A 15,666-nucleotide genomic window follows, 5' to 3' on the forward strand; every position below is an offset into this window, starting at 1 on the left:
TTTAAGTCTCCACTAAAATTGCAGGTGTATAGCCGAAGGATTGTAAAGAGACAAAAGTCTTTCAGTGGATGACGAAAACATTACCGTTTTGTCATGATTGCAATTGAAGAAGACGGTATATTGGTAAGCTGTCCGGATTACGGGGGGAAGGGGGCGTATTGTCCCTGCAGAACAGCAAGTCCGGAACGATTAAAAATGACAGGAAATACGGAGGAATGCCCATGTGGCACTGTCTGATCATCGAAGATGATTACGAAAACGCGCGCTATATCGCCAACGGCCTGAATGAATTGCGGCACGATGCCGTAGTCTGCGGCAATGGCGCCGATGGCATGCGACGCGCGACCGAGCAGCAATGGGACATCATTATTCTGGACCGAATGCTGCCTGGCAATATTGACGGCCTGACCATCCTGTCAACATTGCGCGCGCTTGGCAACAAGACGCCCGTGCTGGTGCTCAGCGCCTTGTCAGGTGTCGATGAGCGGGTGCGCGGTCTGAAATCGGGTGGTGACGACTACCTGACCAAGCCGTTTGCTTTTTCGGAGCTGGTGGCCCGCATCGAGGCGCTGGTGCGCCGCGCTGGCACCGACGATACCGTAAAGGAACTGCGGATGGCCGATCTGAAGCTGGATCTGATCAGTCGCAAGGTTCACCGTGCGGGCAAAGTCATCAGCCTGCAGCCCCGGGAATACCGTCTGCTGGTGCATCTGATGCAAAATGCAGGCAATGTCGTCACACGCACTATGTTGCTGGAATCGGTATGGGATTATCGTTTTGACCCGCAATCGAATGTGATCGATGTGCAGATCAGCCGCCTGCGCCGAAAGATTGACAGCGGCCAGCAGACACAACTGATTCACACCGTATGGGGCGAAGGTTACGTCTTGTCCGAGCACGCGACACCGGGTCAGGATATCGAGCCAGCATGATTGCCCGCTTAATCCGTTTTTTGAGCCGGACCTGGGATTCCATTTCCTTTCGTCTGACCTTCAATTACGGCCTGCTCGCCATCTTTTCCATTCTGGTGTTGATGGCATTCATTTATCTGCAGGTGGTGGGGGCATTGCATTCGCAATTGCAGCGTCAGATTGCGTCGACCACCCATCGCCTGGTGACCGATTTTGAAGCGGGCGGTTCGGATCGCCTGGTGCGCTCGCTTGCCTTTACCTTGTCCGATGAAGTCGATTCCGATCGCGAACTGTATCTTTTGCTTAACCAGACCGGCGAGAAAGTCATCGGAAATCTGGATGCGGCGCCGGTGTCGCGCCTGTCCGACATTGCCGAAGCAGATGTGATCAATAACGGCGTCCCGGTCACGGGCCGGTTCCGTGTGGTGGGGCTGGATGATGGCAGCACGCTGATCGTGGGGGTGGACCTGGCCGACACGAACAAAACTATCGCCCTGATCGGACAGGCCTGCCTGGTCACGCTTTTTGTGGCGTTGATGTTGGTCATCGTTGGCACCTTTATTTTCCGCAGGGAGCTGGATTATCGCGTCAGCAGCATCCACAAGACGGCGACCCTCATCAGCGGCGGCCAGTTGTCGTCCAGAATTCCGCTCTCGGAAATACAGGACGAGTTTTATCATTTGAGCCATGAAATCAATTCCATGCTCGACCGGATCGAGGTGCTGATGAATGGCGTGCGGCATGTGTCCGATACGATCGCGCATAATCTGCGCACGCCGCTGACGCGGATTATCAGCCGCTTGCGCACTGTGCAGAGACCTGGCCATTCGGCAGATGATGTGTTGCAGGCAACGTACTTTGCCGTCCAGGAAATCGAAAGCCTGAATCAGCTCTTTGAAAAGTTGCTGCAGATATCCGAAATTGAAGCGGGCGTGCACCGTCAGTCGTTTCGCATGTATGATTTTTCAATCATCGCTGACGATGTGATTGACCTGTACAGTGCATTTGCCGAAGACCGGCAACGCGAATTAACGCTGTCGGTGCAGGGCGATTGCCATATGTATGGGGACAGCGATCTGCTTGCCAGCATGCTGGCCAATCTGGTGGACAACGCGCTGAAATACACGCGGCAACATGTCTGGGTGAGCCTGGCAGGTGACGGCCAGCGGCTGACTATTCAGGTGCAGGACGATGGTGCGGGCATTCCGGCCAGTGAATATGACAATGTGGGCACGCATTTCTATCAACTGGATCCCAACGCGACGGGTTTTGGCCTGGGACTCAAAAGTGTCATGGCGATTGTGGCCATGCACGACGGTACCCTCACGTTCAGTGACCGTGCGCCAGGGCTGAATGTGACGATTGTGTTTCCGGTCGAGCAGGGATGATGGCTGATCGTGAGGCAACAAAAAAGCCGCAACGTGGCGGCTTGAATGTTTGATTTAATAAAGGTTTTGAAGTGCTCGACTGGTGGCTCTTCCCCGATTCGAACGGGGGACCTGCGGATTATGATTCCGTCGCTCTAACCGACTGAGCTAAAGAGCCATCTTGCACAACCCCTTATTAACACAGGGCAATGAACATCAAATAACGCTTTTCTTTACAGAAATCTGAAAAACCAATCGCGATTTGATGAAGCATGAAACTATATCAGGGTTTTTCTGCTTGTGCAAGCTTTTTTATTGCAGCGCACGCAGAATTTTTTGTCCTGCCCGGCCATCGGGCGTCAGTCCCAGTTTGCTTTGTTCTGTTTTGATCGCATCGCGCGTCTTGCTGCCGATCAGGCCGTCGGGTTCACCGATATCGTAACCTCTGGCCAGCAGCGCCTTCTGCAGCGTCATGCGTTCGGCGCGCGACAACCCTGGGTCATCGGTCGGCCAGGGCGTGGCAAACGCACCGCCGCCGCGCAGACGGTCGCTCAGATGCGCGATCGCCAGCGCGTAGCTTTCGGCCGCGTTATAGCCGTAGATGACATCGAAGTTGCGAAACACCAGAAAGGCCGGCCCCGTTGCACCGGCTGGCGTCAGCAGGCCCGCTTTCTGGGAGGGCGAGACCCGGCTGTCCAGGGGTTGTCCGTCCACCGTCACCACGCCTTTTGCTGTCCAGCTTGAGACGGATTTTTTATTGCGCCGGCCTTCCCCCGCGGTACTCATGCCTGCCGGCAGCCGCACTTCAAACCCCCAGGGCTGGCCTGTCTGCCAGCCGCCCTTGGCCAGGAAATTCGCTGTCGAGGCCAGGGCATCGGTCGCGTTGTCCATGAGATCGCGTCGGCCGTCGCCATCAAAGTCCACAGCCAGGCGCTCGAAGGTCGAAGGCATGAATTGAGTGTGACCGAACGCGCCGGCCCAGGAGCCGACCAGCCGCTGGGGCTGGATATCGCCGGATTGCAGGATTCTGAGCGTGGCGAAAAACTCCTTCTGGAAATAAGCCTGTCTGCGGCCATAGCAGCTGAGCGTGCCCAGCGCCTGCACCAGGGGATATTTGCCCTGGGTCTGGCCGTAGTTGCTCTCGACTCCCCAGACCGCCACGACCGTGGCCGGGTCTACGCCATACTGCGCCGACACCCGTTGCAGAATATTGCCGTAGCGCGACAGATTGCTGCGGCCTTCGCTGATGCGCTGTTCATCGACCAGGCCTGCCATATAGTCCCAGATCGGCTGGCGAAATTCCGGCTGGTAATCGAGTTTTTCCAGAATACTCATGTCCGGGCTGACCCCCTGGGTGAATCGGGCGAACGACTGAGCCGAAATGCCGGCACGGGTGGCCTGCGGCTGCAATTTCTGCATGCATGCGGCGAAGTCGCCGCTTTGGGCAAAAGCAGCGCACGGTATGCCAATTGTCATCATGGCGGTGAGCCGGTGCAATGAGCGAAAAGGGCGGTGGTGCGAACGGCTGATGGGCATGAATACGGCTCCTGGAGATGATTATCGCGTGTAATCGACTGAAGTCAAATTCTAACGTATGTGCTATTTTGTTTGTGATTTCATGTGATTGGCGTAAAACATGGGTAAAATTGACCGCAGTTCGTTAGAATCAGTATCCATTATCCTATTCATTCGTTGAGATTGCATTGTATGAAGTTGAAAGTATTGGCAACGGCTCTGGCGCTTTTAGCCACCTCGGCCTGCGTATACGCCGACTCGGAAGCGCTGAACCGTATAGAACGACTTGATCAGTCGCAATCGACGCATGCGTTGCTGGCTCAGAACAGCGACGCCGCAAGCGATAGTTCCAAAGCGCCGGTTTCATTGAAAAAGCCGGAGAAAAAAGAGCTGGAGCCCACGGTCGACCAGGCCAAGGCGGCCATTATCGTCGCCAATATCCTCACGCGCTTTGAGTATGACAAGAAGCCTCTGGACGAAACCATGTCTCATGCAGTCTTCAAAGAATATTTGAAGATGATGGATCCGGCCAAGATGTATCTGCTCAAATCAGATATCGACCAGTTCGAGCCCGTGCGCAACAATATTCACACCATGCTGATGACGGGTCGCCTGGCGCCGGCCTTTGTGATGTTTGAAAAATATCGCGATCGCGTCGAACAGCGATTCGATCACGCCATCGCCTTGCTGGACAAACCGTTCGATTTTGATGTTGAAGAGTCTTTTGACCTGGATCGCAAGAAAGCACAATGGGCCAGCTCTGAAGCACAGATCGATGATTTATGGCGCAAGCGCATCAAGAACGACTATCTGCGCCTGAAACTGGCGGGCAGCAAAGACAGCGTGATTGTTGAAAAGCTCAAAAAGCGCTATATCAATAATCGCAACCAGATCATGCGCATGAACGGCGAAGATGTCGCCGAAATGTTCCTGAATGCCTACGGCAACAGTACTGACCCGCATACCTCTTATTACAGCCCGAGCTCTGCCAAAAACTTCGATGTACAGATCAGCCTGTCCGTCGACGGAATCGGTGCCGTGCTGCAGAAACGGGATGAGTACGGGCAAATCCGCGAGGTCGTGCCGGGTGGCCCGGCTGCACGCTCCGGCAAACTTAACCCGGGTGACCGTATTGTCGCGGTCGGGCAGGGCGCATCAGGCCCCATGGAAGATGTGGTGGACTGGCGTCTTGATGATATCGTCAAACTGATCCGCGGCAAACGCGGGACCACCGTGCGCATCGAAATCATTCCTGCCGAAAGAGGAATGGAAGGCAAGCACACCACGGTGTCCATTGTTCGTCAGAAAGTGACCATGGAAGATCAGGCGGCGCGCTATCGGATATTTGAAGCCGGCGCAGAGGGTGCCAAGCGTAAAATCGGTATTATCACCATCCCAAGTTTCTATGAAGACTTTGATGCCAAGGCGCGCGGGGAAAGCAATTACAAGAGTGTCACGCGCGATGTGCGCACCATTCTGGAAAAACTTGAAAAAGAAGGCGTCGATGGTGTCCTGCTTGACTTGCGCAATAACGGTGGGGGTTCGCTGAGCGAAGCGGCCAATCTGAGCGGCCTGTTTCTGGGCGGACCGAACCCCATCGTACAGGTAAGCACGGCCGAAGGCACGGTGTCCAACGTTCGCAGTGCAAGCGGCAAGATTGTCTGGAACAAGCCTGTCGGCGTGATGGTCAATCGCATTTCTGCCTCTGCCTCGGAAATTTTCGCGGCCGTCATTCAGGATTACGGACGTGGTGTTGTCATCGGCGACCCAACCTGGGGCAAGGGCTCTGTGCAGACCATCCGTGGCCTGGACGAATTCCTGCGCCGGCATGAAGGCGAAGAGCTGGGCTCGCTCAAATGGACAATCCAGAAGTTTTTCCGTGTCAATGGCAGTTCCACTCAGGAAAAAGGTGTGGTGCCCGATATCGTGTTCCCCTCGGCCTTTGACCCGACCGAACTGGGCGAGTCCAGTTATGAAAATGCCATGCCGTGGAGCAAGATCGCGCCCACCAAATACAGTGGCTACGATTCGCTGGCCAAGATTATCGGCCCGCTGAAGACCAAGCACGAGCAACGGGCGCAAAACTCGGACAGCTGGAAACTCCTGCTGGATGAACTGGCCTATGCGCGCAAGACCTCAGAGAAAAAAGTTATTTCACTGCGTTATGCCACCCGTCTGGAAGAGCGCGAAAAAATGTCCGAAGAACAATCGCACTTTGAGGAGCGCCGCAAGCAGCTGGGTGAGTCCGATGTGAATTCTTTCCGTCTGGATGACGGCCTGGCCGCAGGCGAGGGGAATTTGACGCAGGAACTGGCCGATGAGAAAAAACGCAAGGAAAGTCTGGATATCGCTATCAAGGAAGCGGCCAATATCGTGGCAGACCTGGCAAACCAGAAATAGGCAAACATAAACCCGGTTACAACGACACACAATATAATCAGGCAGACGTATCGCATTTACCCATACGATACGTCTTGTTTTTTTGCAATCGAGCAGGCAGATACCCGTGCTGAACTTGTTTACAAAAGCGATGCGTTGTGCATTGATGGTGGTTTCGTTAAATGCGGTTCCTGTGAGCCTGGCAAGCAGCCAGGAGCCTTCTTCGCGCCCGGCACTCACCGTGTCGGTTCAGACTGTGCACATGAACACAGTCACGCCAGGGATCGGTGCAACGGGCAACGTTCGCGCCTGGAATGATGCCAGCATCAGTGCGCAAACCAATGGTCTGCGACTGAAGGCTCTGCATGCCGATGTGGGTGACCGCGTCAGCAAAGGGCAGGTGCTGGCCGAATTCGAAGATACTTCCAGCCGGGGCGATCTGACACAGGCTCAGGCCCGTCTGCGCCAGGCTCAGGCCTCGCTCGAGACGGCCCGCCGCAATGCCGACCGCATCAGAAAAATACGCAACACCGGTGCGATCAGTCAGTCTGAAGTGGACCAGGCGCTGTCCAATGAGAAAAATGCGCAGGCCGAGGTCAGTTCGGCCACTGCGGCATTGGAAACGCAAACCCAGCGCACCTCCTACACACAACTTGTTGCTCCATCGGACGGCACCATCTCCGTGCGTAACGCGGTGCTCGGCGCTGTCGTTAACCCGGGAGAAGAGATTTTCCACCTGGTGGTGGACAACCGGCTTGAATGGCAGGCCCGCCTGAGTATGCGCAATCTTATGCGGGTGCGAGAAGGCATGCCGGTTCAGGTATTTCTGCCGGATGATACACGGGTAAGCGGGCGCATTCGGCAGATCGGACCGACCCTGGATGAGGAAACGCGCCAGGGCATGGCGTATGTTGATCTTGAGGCCGCTCCGCAACTGCGGGCCGGCATGTATTTGCGCGGCACATTTTCATTACCGTCACGACAGGGTCTGACCATTCCCCGCCAGGCCCTTGTGCTGCGCGACGGGTTCAATTTTGTGTTTGTCGTGAAAGAGCAGGGCAGGGTCGCGCAGACCAAGGTGCAGATCGGCACCGCAGCCGGCAATACGCTGGAAGTGGTCGATGGATTGCATGGCGGTGATCAGGTGGTCATCGAGGGCGCGGCTTTCCTGAATGACGGTGACACGGTGCACGTGGTCGGGGCGCAGTCGACCCCGCAATCGGCGGAGCAAGCTCCCGGCAGCGATGCTCCCGCGTCGGGATCAGCGCCTGCTGTGCAATCCTCGACGAGTCAACCGGAAAGCTGAATATGAACGTTTCGGCCTGGTCGATTAAAAACCCGCTGCCCGCGTGCATGCTTTTCGTTCTGCTGACGCTGATGGGACTGTACTCGTTTCATGCCATGCGGATTCAGAACTTTCCCGATATCGATCTGCCTACGGTCGTGGTGACCACCGTACTGGAGGGCGCCACACCCAGTCAGCTTGAAAACGATGTGGCCCGCAAGATCGAAGACAATCTGGCGACCGTGCAGGGCATTGACCATGTCTTTAGTACCTTGCAGGACGGTGTGGCCACGACCACGGCGCAATTCGAACTGGAAAAGCCCATACAGGAAGCGGTCGATGATGTACGCTCTTCGGTCGCCTCGGTGCGCAACGAGCTGCCGGCCAATACGCAGGAGCCCATTGTCACCAAGCTGGATCTGGCGCAACAGCCGATTCTCGCATTTACCGTCAGTTCCACGCGGCGGGATGAAACCGACCTGTCCTGGCTGGTTGACAACACCATCGCCCGCAAGCTGCTGACCGTTTCCGGTGTGGGCAAGGTCAGTCGTGTCGGCGGGCGGGACCGCCAGGTGAGGGTGGATATGGACCCCGTGTTGCTGCAGGGGCTGGGCGCTACCGTGGCCGACGTGTCCCGGCAACTGAAGGCTGTGCAGCAGGAGCAGTCCGGAGGCAAAGCGGAACTGGGTCTGCAAAAGCAGCCGATTCGCACGCTCGGCGCTGTCAAAAGCGCTGATGAACTCAGGGATTTGCGTATCCCGTTGAACAATGGCAAAGTCATCACGCTGAGCGAAGTGGCAACGGTTCGCGACAGTTTTGCCGATCCTGTCAATGCTGCATTTCTGGATGGCAAACCTGTGGTGGCCTTTGAGGTGGCGCGCAGCCGCGGCGCTGGCGAGGTCGATGTGGGGCGCGGCGTGAGCGATGCACTGGCGCAGATCAAAGCAGCCTATCCGGATCTCACGTTCAAAACGGCATTTGATATGGTTGAGCCCGTTCAGTCAGAGTATGACGGAGCCATGCATATGCTCTACGAAGGCGCGCTGCTTGCCGTGCTGGCCGTCTGGCTGTTCCTGCGTGATGTGCGTGCCACGCTGGTGTCCGCTGTTGCCTTGCCCATGTCCATCATACCGGCGTTTGTCGGAATGTATTTTTTCGGGTTCACGATCAATGGGGTCACGCTGCTGGCGCTGTCGCTGGTGGTGGGGATTCTGGTGGACGATGCGATTGTTGAGGTCGAAAACATTGTTCGCCATCTGCAATCGGGCAAATCTCCCTATCGGGCGGCCATGGAAGCGGCCGATGAAATCGGCCTGGCCGTGGTGGCAACGACGTTTACGCTGATCGCCGTGTTTTTGCCCACCGCATTTATGAGTGGCATTGCCGGCAAATTTTTCAAACAGTTTGGCTGGACAGCCGCCATGGCTGTCTTTGCCTCGCTGGTCGTGGCGCGCATGCTGACACCCATGATGTGCGCCTATCTTCTGAAACCAAAGAAAGAAACCCCCAAAGATCCGGGTTGGTTGAAATTTTACATGACCTGGGTAGAGCGTTCATTACGCCATCGCTGGGTCACCGTTGTTCTGGCAGGCCTGTTTTTTATCGGCTCGATCGTGGCGATTCCGCTTTTGCCGACCGGCTTCATGCCTGCCGATGATATGTCCCAGACCCAGGTCTATGTAGAGCTGCAACCGGGAACACCCCTGACCGAGACCATCAGGACGGCCGAACGTGTGCGGCAACTTGTGATGCAAAACGATGCCGTGAACTCTGTCTACACCAGTATCGGCGGAGGCGCCGCTGGCGGTGACCCATTTGCCGGCGGACTCACGCAGGAAGAGCGCAAGGCGACGCTCACGGTTTTGCTCAAACCGCGAGGCGAGCGTCTGGTCAAACAGAAAATTGAAGCGGATATCCGTCGGCGTCTGGCCGACGTACCCGGCGTACGGTTCAAAGTCGGGCTGGGAGGCTCGGGAGAAAAATATATATTGGTGCTCTCCAGTGAACAGCCCGATGCGCTGATGCAAAGCGCCTTGCAGGTCGGTCGGCAATTGCGCACTATACCGGGGCTGGGCAATATCTCGTCGTCCGCCAGCCTGGTGCGTCCTGAAGTGGAGGTGCATCCGCGTTTTGACGATGCGGCCCAGCTGGGTGTCACCAGCGCTGCCATGGCCGATACGCTGCGTGTGGCTACGGCTGGGGACTTTGAAGTGCAGTTGTCCAAATTGAATCTGGATCAGCGCCAGATTCCGATTGTGGTAGCCCTTAAAAAATGGGCCATTGGCGATCTGGATTTTATTGAAAATCTGCATGTCCCCGGTGCGCGCGGGCCGGTGCCGCTGTCGAGCGTAGCCGATGTGCGCCTGGGCGGAGGACCGGCCGTGATCAATCGCTATGATCGCGCCCGTAATATTACATTTGAAATAGAATTGTCGGGTGTTGCATTGGGCGACGCGGTCAAACAGGTCAATCAGTTGCCGGCCATGAAAAATCTGCCTGCCAGCGTGTCGGTGATTGACATTGGCGATGCAGAAGTGATGGAAGAATTATTCCAGAGTTTCGGCCTGGCCATCGTGATCGGGATTATTTGCATTTATATCGTATTGGTGCTGCTGTTCAAGCAGTTCTTGCAGCCGTTGACGATTCTGGCGGCGCTGCCGCTCTCGCTGGGGGGTGCGTTTGTCGGCCTGTTGCTGGCCGACAAGAGTTTTTCGATGCCGTCGCTGATCGGGCTGATCATGTTGATGGGGATTGCAACAAAAAACTCAATCTTGCTGGTTGAGTATGCCATCCTGGCCATCAAGGAAAAGGGCATGAGTCGTCTGGATGCGCTCAGGGACGCCTGCCACAAGCGGGCTCGTCCCATTTTGATGACGACGCTGGCAATGGGCGCAGGCATGATTCCGCTGGCTGTCGGCTGGGGCTCGGCAGACCCGGCGTTTCGCTCGCCTATGGCGATTGCCGTGTTGGGTGGCCTGATCACCTCGACGTTCCTCAGCCTGTTGGTGATTCCGGCCGTGTTCCTGATCGTAGATGACGTCAGCGCCTTTTTGCGCCGCCATACTGGAAAATTGTTCAATGATCCTGAATAAGGGCGAGATGAAAATTCTGTTGTTCGGACGCAGCGGTCAGATCGGTCGCGCGATACTGGCATCGTTGCCGGCGTCGGCGCAGGTCATGGCACCCGACTGGCGGGACGGGCCTGCGGGCCGCAATGACGAGGCGCAGATGTCTGCACCTCTTCGTGAGAGGTGGCTGGCGGATTTTCAGGATCCCGCGCAACTGTACGAGTGCACGCTGGCGCGGGCGCCGGATGTCATTATCAATGCGGCCGCCTATACTGCCGTAGACGAAGCAGAGGACAACGAGACCGCCGCCATGCTGATCAATGCCCATGCGCCCGCGGTACTGGCGCAGGCGGCTGTCCGTTGTGGTGCCTTGCTGATTCACTTTTCGAGTGACTATGTGTTTGACGGATCGGGTACGCGCCCCTGGCGCGAGACCGATCAGGGCCGCCCCTGTAATGTGTACGGCCAAAGCAAACTGGCCGCCGACCTGGCCATTATGGGCAGTGGCTGTCGTCACCTGATTTGGCGAACCAGCTGGGTTTATGCGAGTGCGGGCAACGGCTTTCTTCAGACCATCATGCGACTGGCCAGGACACGACAGACCCTGAGCGTGGTAAATGATCAGATCGGCGCGCCCACTGACGCCAGGCTGCTGGCGGCCATCACGCTCGACGTGCTGGAGCGTTATGGCCAGCACCCGGAACACCTTGAAGACGGTTTATATCATGTGGCTGCGGCGGGTCAAACCAGCTGGTTCGATTATGCCAATCATATTCTGGCGCGAATGCGCACCCGTGGGGCGACGCTCACACTGGAGCAATTGCTGCCCGTCAGTTCACAAGACTATGGCAGCCGCGCCCGGCGACCGCTCAACAGCCGGCTGAACACGGCCAAGTTTCTGCGCACGTTCGCGCTGCCACTGCCCGCGTGGCAGGCGGGCGTCGATGCTGCTGTCGATCGGCTCTGCGAAGACTGGAGGCGCGATCAGTCCTGAGTGATGGCAGGCTTCAGATCGTAGTAGATTTTGCCTGCATCCAGGTGCCGGTAAAGCATCGCTTCCGCACATACCGGCTGACCCTGATCGGCCATCATACGCATCTGCGCGAGGATCTCTTGCAGTGAGGCGATAAAAGAGGACACCTGTGACGCATCCATACTCCAGTAATCGTTGGCAAAGCGCAGCGCCAGCGCACCCGTTGCATCGGCAGCCAGAGCGGCATTGGGAAATACGTAACGGCCCTGCACGTTATCGGAAAAATGTGTCGTACTTGCGGGTGAGGCCGTCAGTTGAGTCCCCGGCGACATTTTAAAGACCCGGCGAAACGACGCGTACAGGTCGTGATGCAGACCGACCTGCAAAAACCACAGCAGTCCGGTCAGTTCACTGATTGCGGCAATGGTCTGATGATCGGGAAGGTTTCGGTCAAACCCCTGGATCTGCTCGTTGCGTGAATAATCCATCAGGTAGTCCACGTGCTGAATCAGGGTATCGTGCTGGGCTGCAGTCAGGGGGTAGGCAGAATACTCTACGACAGCAATGCGCGCCTCGGGTGCATGAGTGCTGATACTATTGACCGTGGCAAGCAGCGCTTCAAATTGCGTGTTGTCCGTCTGGCCGGGCTGACGGGCGGGATAAGGTGCGTTGGTGGCACTGGTGATAATGAAAAGCGCGTTTGTGCTAGTATCTGTCATAAAGAATCGCGGCTGGCAGTGCCAGTCCAAATAAATCCGGATAAACCGGGTATTTTAGCAAGTAACCGGATGACAACGGGCGCGAGGGCGCCAAAGTCACCAATACCTCCGTGATCTGTTCACTTCTTGCGCCGAGTCGCGTGCGCCTGTTGGAAATTTGATATGAACACCAATGAAATTGCCTGCGTCGAAACGCGTGTGCGTCTATGGCTTGAAAAAGCGGTCATCGGGCTTAACCTGTGTCCGTTCGCCAAAAGCGTATATGTCCGGGGACAGGTACGCCTGGTCGTGAGCGATGCACAGGATGCGCAGGCACTGACCGCCCGGCTGTACGAAGAGTTGCAGTTGCTTGCTGCTACGCCTGCGCAGCAGATCGACACGACGCTGTTGATTATTCCCGCGATGTTCGAGGTGTTTGACGATTTCAACAATTATCTTGATATCGCCGATGCGGTATTGGATGAGTTGGAATTGGTGGGCGACATACAACTGGCCAGTTTTCATCCCCGCTATCAGTTTGCCGATACCGACGCGGATGACATCAGCAACTACACCAATCGCGCGCCATATCCCATCTTGCATTTATTGCGTGAGGACAGCCTGGATAAAGCCGCTCAGCAGTATCCCGATCCTTCTGTCATTTTCGAGCGCAATATCGCCGTGGTACGCGAGCTGGGGCCGCAGGGGTGGGAAAAACTCCTGCAGGATGGACAAGAGGGCGAAGTAACTCGTTGAAATAACACGGCTTTTACGCCTCTTAAGGTATTGTATACGGCGCGGCTTTATGGTATTATTCAACTCAAGCTGTATATCTGATTGACTGAATGTTTTTCGGACGCGGGTTCGACTCCCGCCGTCTCCACCAACAGCGTATTTTGGGCTGTTGCCAGCATGATGTGAAGTATGTTGTTGATGGGGACGCCATGGTTTCGACGGGAAAAGATAGGAAGATTGGCAGCCGGTAGGCGATGACCGTAAATCAAGCAAAACCTTTAAATGCAAATGACGAAAGTTACGCATTAGCAGCCTAATTTTGGCTCGCTAGGAGCTTTATCCACTTGGCAACAGAACGGATAAAAAAGGGAGCTTCGGCTCCCTTTTTCTTTTTCTGGCTCTCTTTTTCGCTCCTGTTGCAGTGTGGAGCCGGTGATGGGGGCTTCTATTGCAGTGTGGCGTCGCGGTATCGGGTGCTTATCAGGCACGCCGGGCATGCCGGATGTCATGGCCGGATTTCACTGTCTGCAGTCTAGCGAATCTCGTACAGATACAGTTCAATGCGCCGGTTGGTTGCGCGCCCTTGTGCCGTACTGTTGCTCATCAGCGGGTCAATCGAGCCCCGGCCCTCGAGTTCAATCAGCACGCTTTTGACGTCACGCCCGATCAGATAATTGACCACTGCCGTCGCTCGTGAGATGGAGAGTGTCTGGTTGGTAACCGAATCGCCTTGTGAGTCCGAATGGCCGACGACTTTGATGCGCAGATAGGGCGATTGGGCGAAGGCATTGGCGACCGTATTCAACACCGGTTTCATTCTATTGTCCAGGCGGGCATTGCCACCTTTATAAGTGTTGCCCCCTGGAAGGATGACGCGCAGGCTGCCGTCGCGAACGCGGTTCACCTGGATTCCCAGCTTCAAAGTGTCCGATGCGCGGATCTGTTTGATCAAATCGTTCCAGTTGCTGGGCGTGGTCACACTGCGTTGCGCGACCGGCAAGCCGCTGGTATCGACGGCAATGCCGCCGCCCGGCTGCTGTGCACCTCCCTGATTGATGGATGTGCAGGCCGATAGCAACAATGCGGCAAAAGCAGTGACAGCGGTCTGTCTATACGAAATTGGTTTCATGATTTCCCTGTATGCGCCTGTTTTTGATTTTTTCTACGGCATCCCAGATGTCTTCAGGTGCTTGTGCAATCTGGTCTGCGTGCCATGCCTGTACTTCGTCAGGGTTATTGCAATATCCATAAGCGGCAGCGACGGTGGGCATGCCTGCTGCCTTTCCGGCGATAATATCACGTTCATCGTCGCCGACATAAATGCATGTTTCAGGATCGACGCCTGCCAGCGTGGCTGCATGCAGCAGGGGGGCCGGGTGAGGCTTGGAAAACGCCGTGGTATCGCCACACACATTGGCAACACTGCGGTCGGTCAGTTGCAGATGATCAAACATGGGCAGCGAAAGCGCTTCAGCCTTGTTGGTCACAATGCCCCAACGCAGCCCTGAGCCCTCGATGCGCCCGAACAGGTCATCGATCCCGGGGAAAAGGGCCGTGTTTTGCGTCATGCATGCCCGGTAATCGCTCAGAAACTGCTTGCGGGTGGGTTCATACTCTTCATCTTCCGGCGTCAACCCCAGCGCTACCCGCAGCAGGCCCCGTGCGCCCTGGGAAGCGACGCAGCGCAACAGTTCATAAGCCATGGGTGGCATGCCACGGTATTGGCGTTGCAAATTTGCAGCATGCGCCAGGTCCGGTGCACTGTCCGCGAGCGTGCCATCGAAGTCGAAAAAAACAGTGGTGATCATTTATAGGTCGCCATCAGATAATTGACCGAGGTGTCGTTGTCCAGTGAGTACACATCGGTAATGGGGTTGTATTGCATGCCTTTCATGGCCATGGGTTCCAGGCCGGCCGCGCGTGCGCTGGCCGCCAGTTCGCTTGGCTTGATAAAGCTGCTGTGGTTGTGGGTATTGCGAGGCAGCAGATTAAGCACATACTCGGCACCGACAATGGCGAACAAAAATGATTTGATGTTGCGGTTGAGCGTGGAGAAAAAAACCAGGCCACCTGGTTTGACCAGCGTCGCGCAGGCGCGAACAATCGAACCCGGATCGGGAACATGCTCCAGCATTTCCATGCACGTGACGATATCGAACTGGCCGGGGCGCTCGATGGCGATCTGTTCTGCGCTGATGTTTTTATATTCCACCTGCACGCCGCTCTCCAGGCCGTGCAGCCGGGCCACATTCAGCGATTTCTGTGCCAGATCGATGCCGGTGACGTTTGCGCCCGCTACAGCCATGCTTTCGGCAAGAATGCCACCGCCACAGCCGACATCAATAATGGATTTGTTGCTCAGCCCCCCGGACAGGGCCGAGATCCATTCCAGCCGTAGCGGGTTGATCGCATGCAGCGGTTTGAATTCGCTGGTCGGATCCCACCATTTGGCAGCAAGATCGCCAAATTTATCCAGCTCGGCTTGGCTGGCGTTGGCGGGCAGGGCGGCGGGCGTACTGGTCTGGGACATGAGCGTAACTGAAGAGAGTGGCAGGACGGTATATGATAGCCCATTTTACACCTGTAACCCTGCCATGCACCCCGTGGGCGGGACAGATACGGACGTATGCGCGGCAAGCAAAAGAAAACCGGCGCATAAAACGAAAACGGGCACGTAAAAAAGGCTCCTTGAAGGAGCCCTTTTTACTGCTACTAGGAGCCGGATGGCAGGATAC

General features: G+C 56.2%; 12 protein-coding genes, 1 tRNA gene and 1 other RNA gene. 8 read left to right on the forward strand and 6 right to left on the reverse strand.

Translation table 11 applies throughout. The annotated features are described in order from the left end of the window. Window positions 1–221 precede the first annotated feature (221 nt). Complete coding sequence (locus W822_RS36485) at window positions 222–932, forward strand: response regulator transcription factor (RefSeq protein WP_024005619.1); 711 nt, start codon at window positions 222–224, stop codon at window positions 930–932. Next, the gene (locus tag W822_RS36490) at window positions 929–2,299 is read left to right on the forward strand and encodes a sensor histidine kinase (protein ID WP_024005620.1); all 1,371 of its coding nucleotides are present in this window, start codon (window positions 929–931) and stop codon (window positions 2,297–2,299) included. Before W822_RS36485 ends, W822_RS36490 begins: the two co-directional genes overlap by 4 nt. 80 nt (window positions 2,300–2,379) lie before the next feature. On the opposite strand, the gene W822_RS36495 is transcribed toward W822_RS36490, so the two are convergent. After that, window positions 2,380–2,456 (reverse strand) — tRNA-Met (locus W822_RS36495). A gap of 134 nt (window positions 2,457–2,590) precedes the next feature. Beyond that, a complete protein-coding gene (locus tag W822_RS0123675; protein WP_031242898.1) occupies window positions 2,591–3,814 on the reverse strand; it encodes a lytic murein transglycosylase in 1,224 nt (407 codons plus the stop codon). A 171-nt stretch (window positions 3,815–3,985) separates the two neighbouring features. On the opposite strand from W822_RS0123675, the gene W822_RS36500 reads away from it, so the two are divergent. The 4 genes from W822_RS36500 to rfbD all read left to right on the forward strand — a co-directional run bounded on the left by W822_RS36500 (window position 3,986) and on the right by rfbD (window position 11,519). Next, window positions 3,986–6,193: a carboxy terminal-processing peptidase gene (locus W822_RS36500; RefSeq protein ID WP_024005621.1), complete on the forward strand. Its 2,208-nt coding sequence runs from the start codon at window positions 3,986–3,988 to the stop codon at window positions 6,191–6,193. A gap of 106 nt (window positions 6,194–6,299) precedes the next feature. Next, window positions 6,300–7,478, forward strand: a complete 1,179-nt coding sequence (locus tag W822_RS36505; protein WP_051401747.1) for an efflux RND transporter periplasmic adaptor subunit — start codon at window positions 6,300–6,302, stop codon at window positions 7,476–7,478. A 2-nt stretch (window positions 7,479–7,480) separates the two neighbouring features. Beyond that, window positions 7,481–10,549: an efflux RND transporter permease subunit gene (locus W822_RS36510; RefSeq protein ID WP_024005623.1), complete on the forward strand. Its 3,069-nt coding sequence runs from the start codon at window positions 7,481–7,483 to the stop codon at window positions 10,547–10,549. Beyond that, window positions 10,536–11,519: a dTDP-4-dehydrorhamnose reductase gene (gene rfbD / locus W822_RS36515; RefSeq protein WP_051401748.1), complete on the forward strand. Its 984-nt coding sequence runs from the start codon at window positions 10,536–10,538 to the stop codon at window positions 11,517–11,519. The genes W822_RS36510 and rfbD overlap by 14 nt, the downstream gene beginning before the upstream one ends. Here the strand turns inward: rfbD and W822_RS36520 are convergent. Next, window positions 11,510–12,217: a hypothetical protein gene (locus W822_RS36520; RefSeq protein WP_024005625.1), complete on the reverse strand. Its 708-nt coding sequence runs from the start codon at window positions 12,215–12,217 to the stop codon at window positions 11,510–11,512. The genes rfbD and W822_RS36520 overlap by 10 nt on opposite strands. A 162-nt stretch (window positions 12,218–12,379) precedes the next feature. Here W822_RS36520 and W822_RS36525 point away from each other — a divergent pair, with 162 nt between their 5' ends. After that, window positions 12,380–12,952, forward strand: coding sequence for a DUF1415 domain-containing protein (locus tag W822_RS36525; RefSeq protein WP_024005626.1), 573 nt, complete (start codon window positions 12,380–12,382; stop codon window positions 12,950–12,952). A gap of 17 nt (window positions 12,953–12,969) precedes the next feature. Continuing rightward, window positions 12,970–13,319: a transfer-messenger RNA gene (gene ssrA / locus W822_RS46150) on the forward strand. 144 nt (window positions 13,320–13,463) lie between these two features. Here ssrA and W822_RS0123680 read toward each other — a convergent pair. From W822_RS0123680 to ubiG, 3 genes are read right to left on the reverse strand one after another with little or no spacing between them, the layout of a single operon-like run. Then, entirely contained in the window at window positions 13,464–14,060 is a 597-nt protein-coding gene (locus W822_RS0123680; protein ID WP_051401749.1) for an OmpA family protein, read from the reverse strand. After that, window positions 14,041–14,739, reverse strand: coding sequence for an HAD family hydrolase (locus W822_RS36530; RefSeq protein WP_024005628.1), 699 nt, complete (start codon window positions 14,737–14,739; stop codon window positions 14,041–14,043). The genes W822_RS0123680 and W822_RS36530 overlap by 20 nt, the downstream gene beginning before the upstream one ends. Then, on the reverse strand, window positions 14,736–15,461 hold the full coding sequence (gene ubiG / locus W822_RS36535; RefSeq protein ID WP_024005629.1) for a bifunctional 2-polyprenyl-6-hydroxyphenol methylase/3-demethylubiquinol 3-O-methyltransferase UbiG: 726 nt from the start codon (window positions 15,459–15,461) through the stop codon (window positions 14,736–14,738). The genes W822_RS36530 and ubiG overlap by 4 nt, the downstream gene beginning before the upstream one ends. Between the last annotated feature and the right edge of the window lie 205 nt (window positions 15,462–15,666).

Source organism: Advenella kashmirensis W13003, assembly GCF_000506985.1.
Lineage (GTDB): Bacteria > Pseudomonadota > Gammaproteobacteria > Burkholderiales > Burkholderiaceae_B > Advenella > Advenella kashmirensis_A.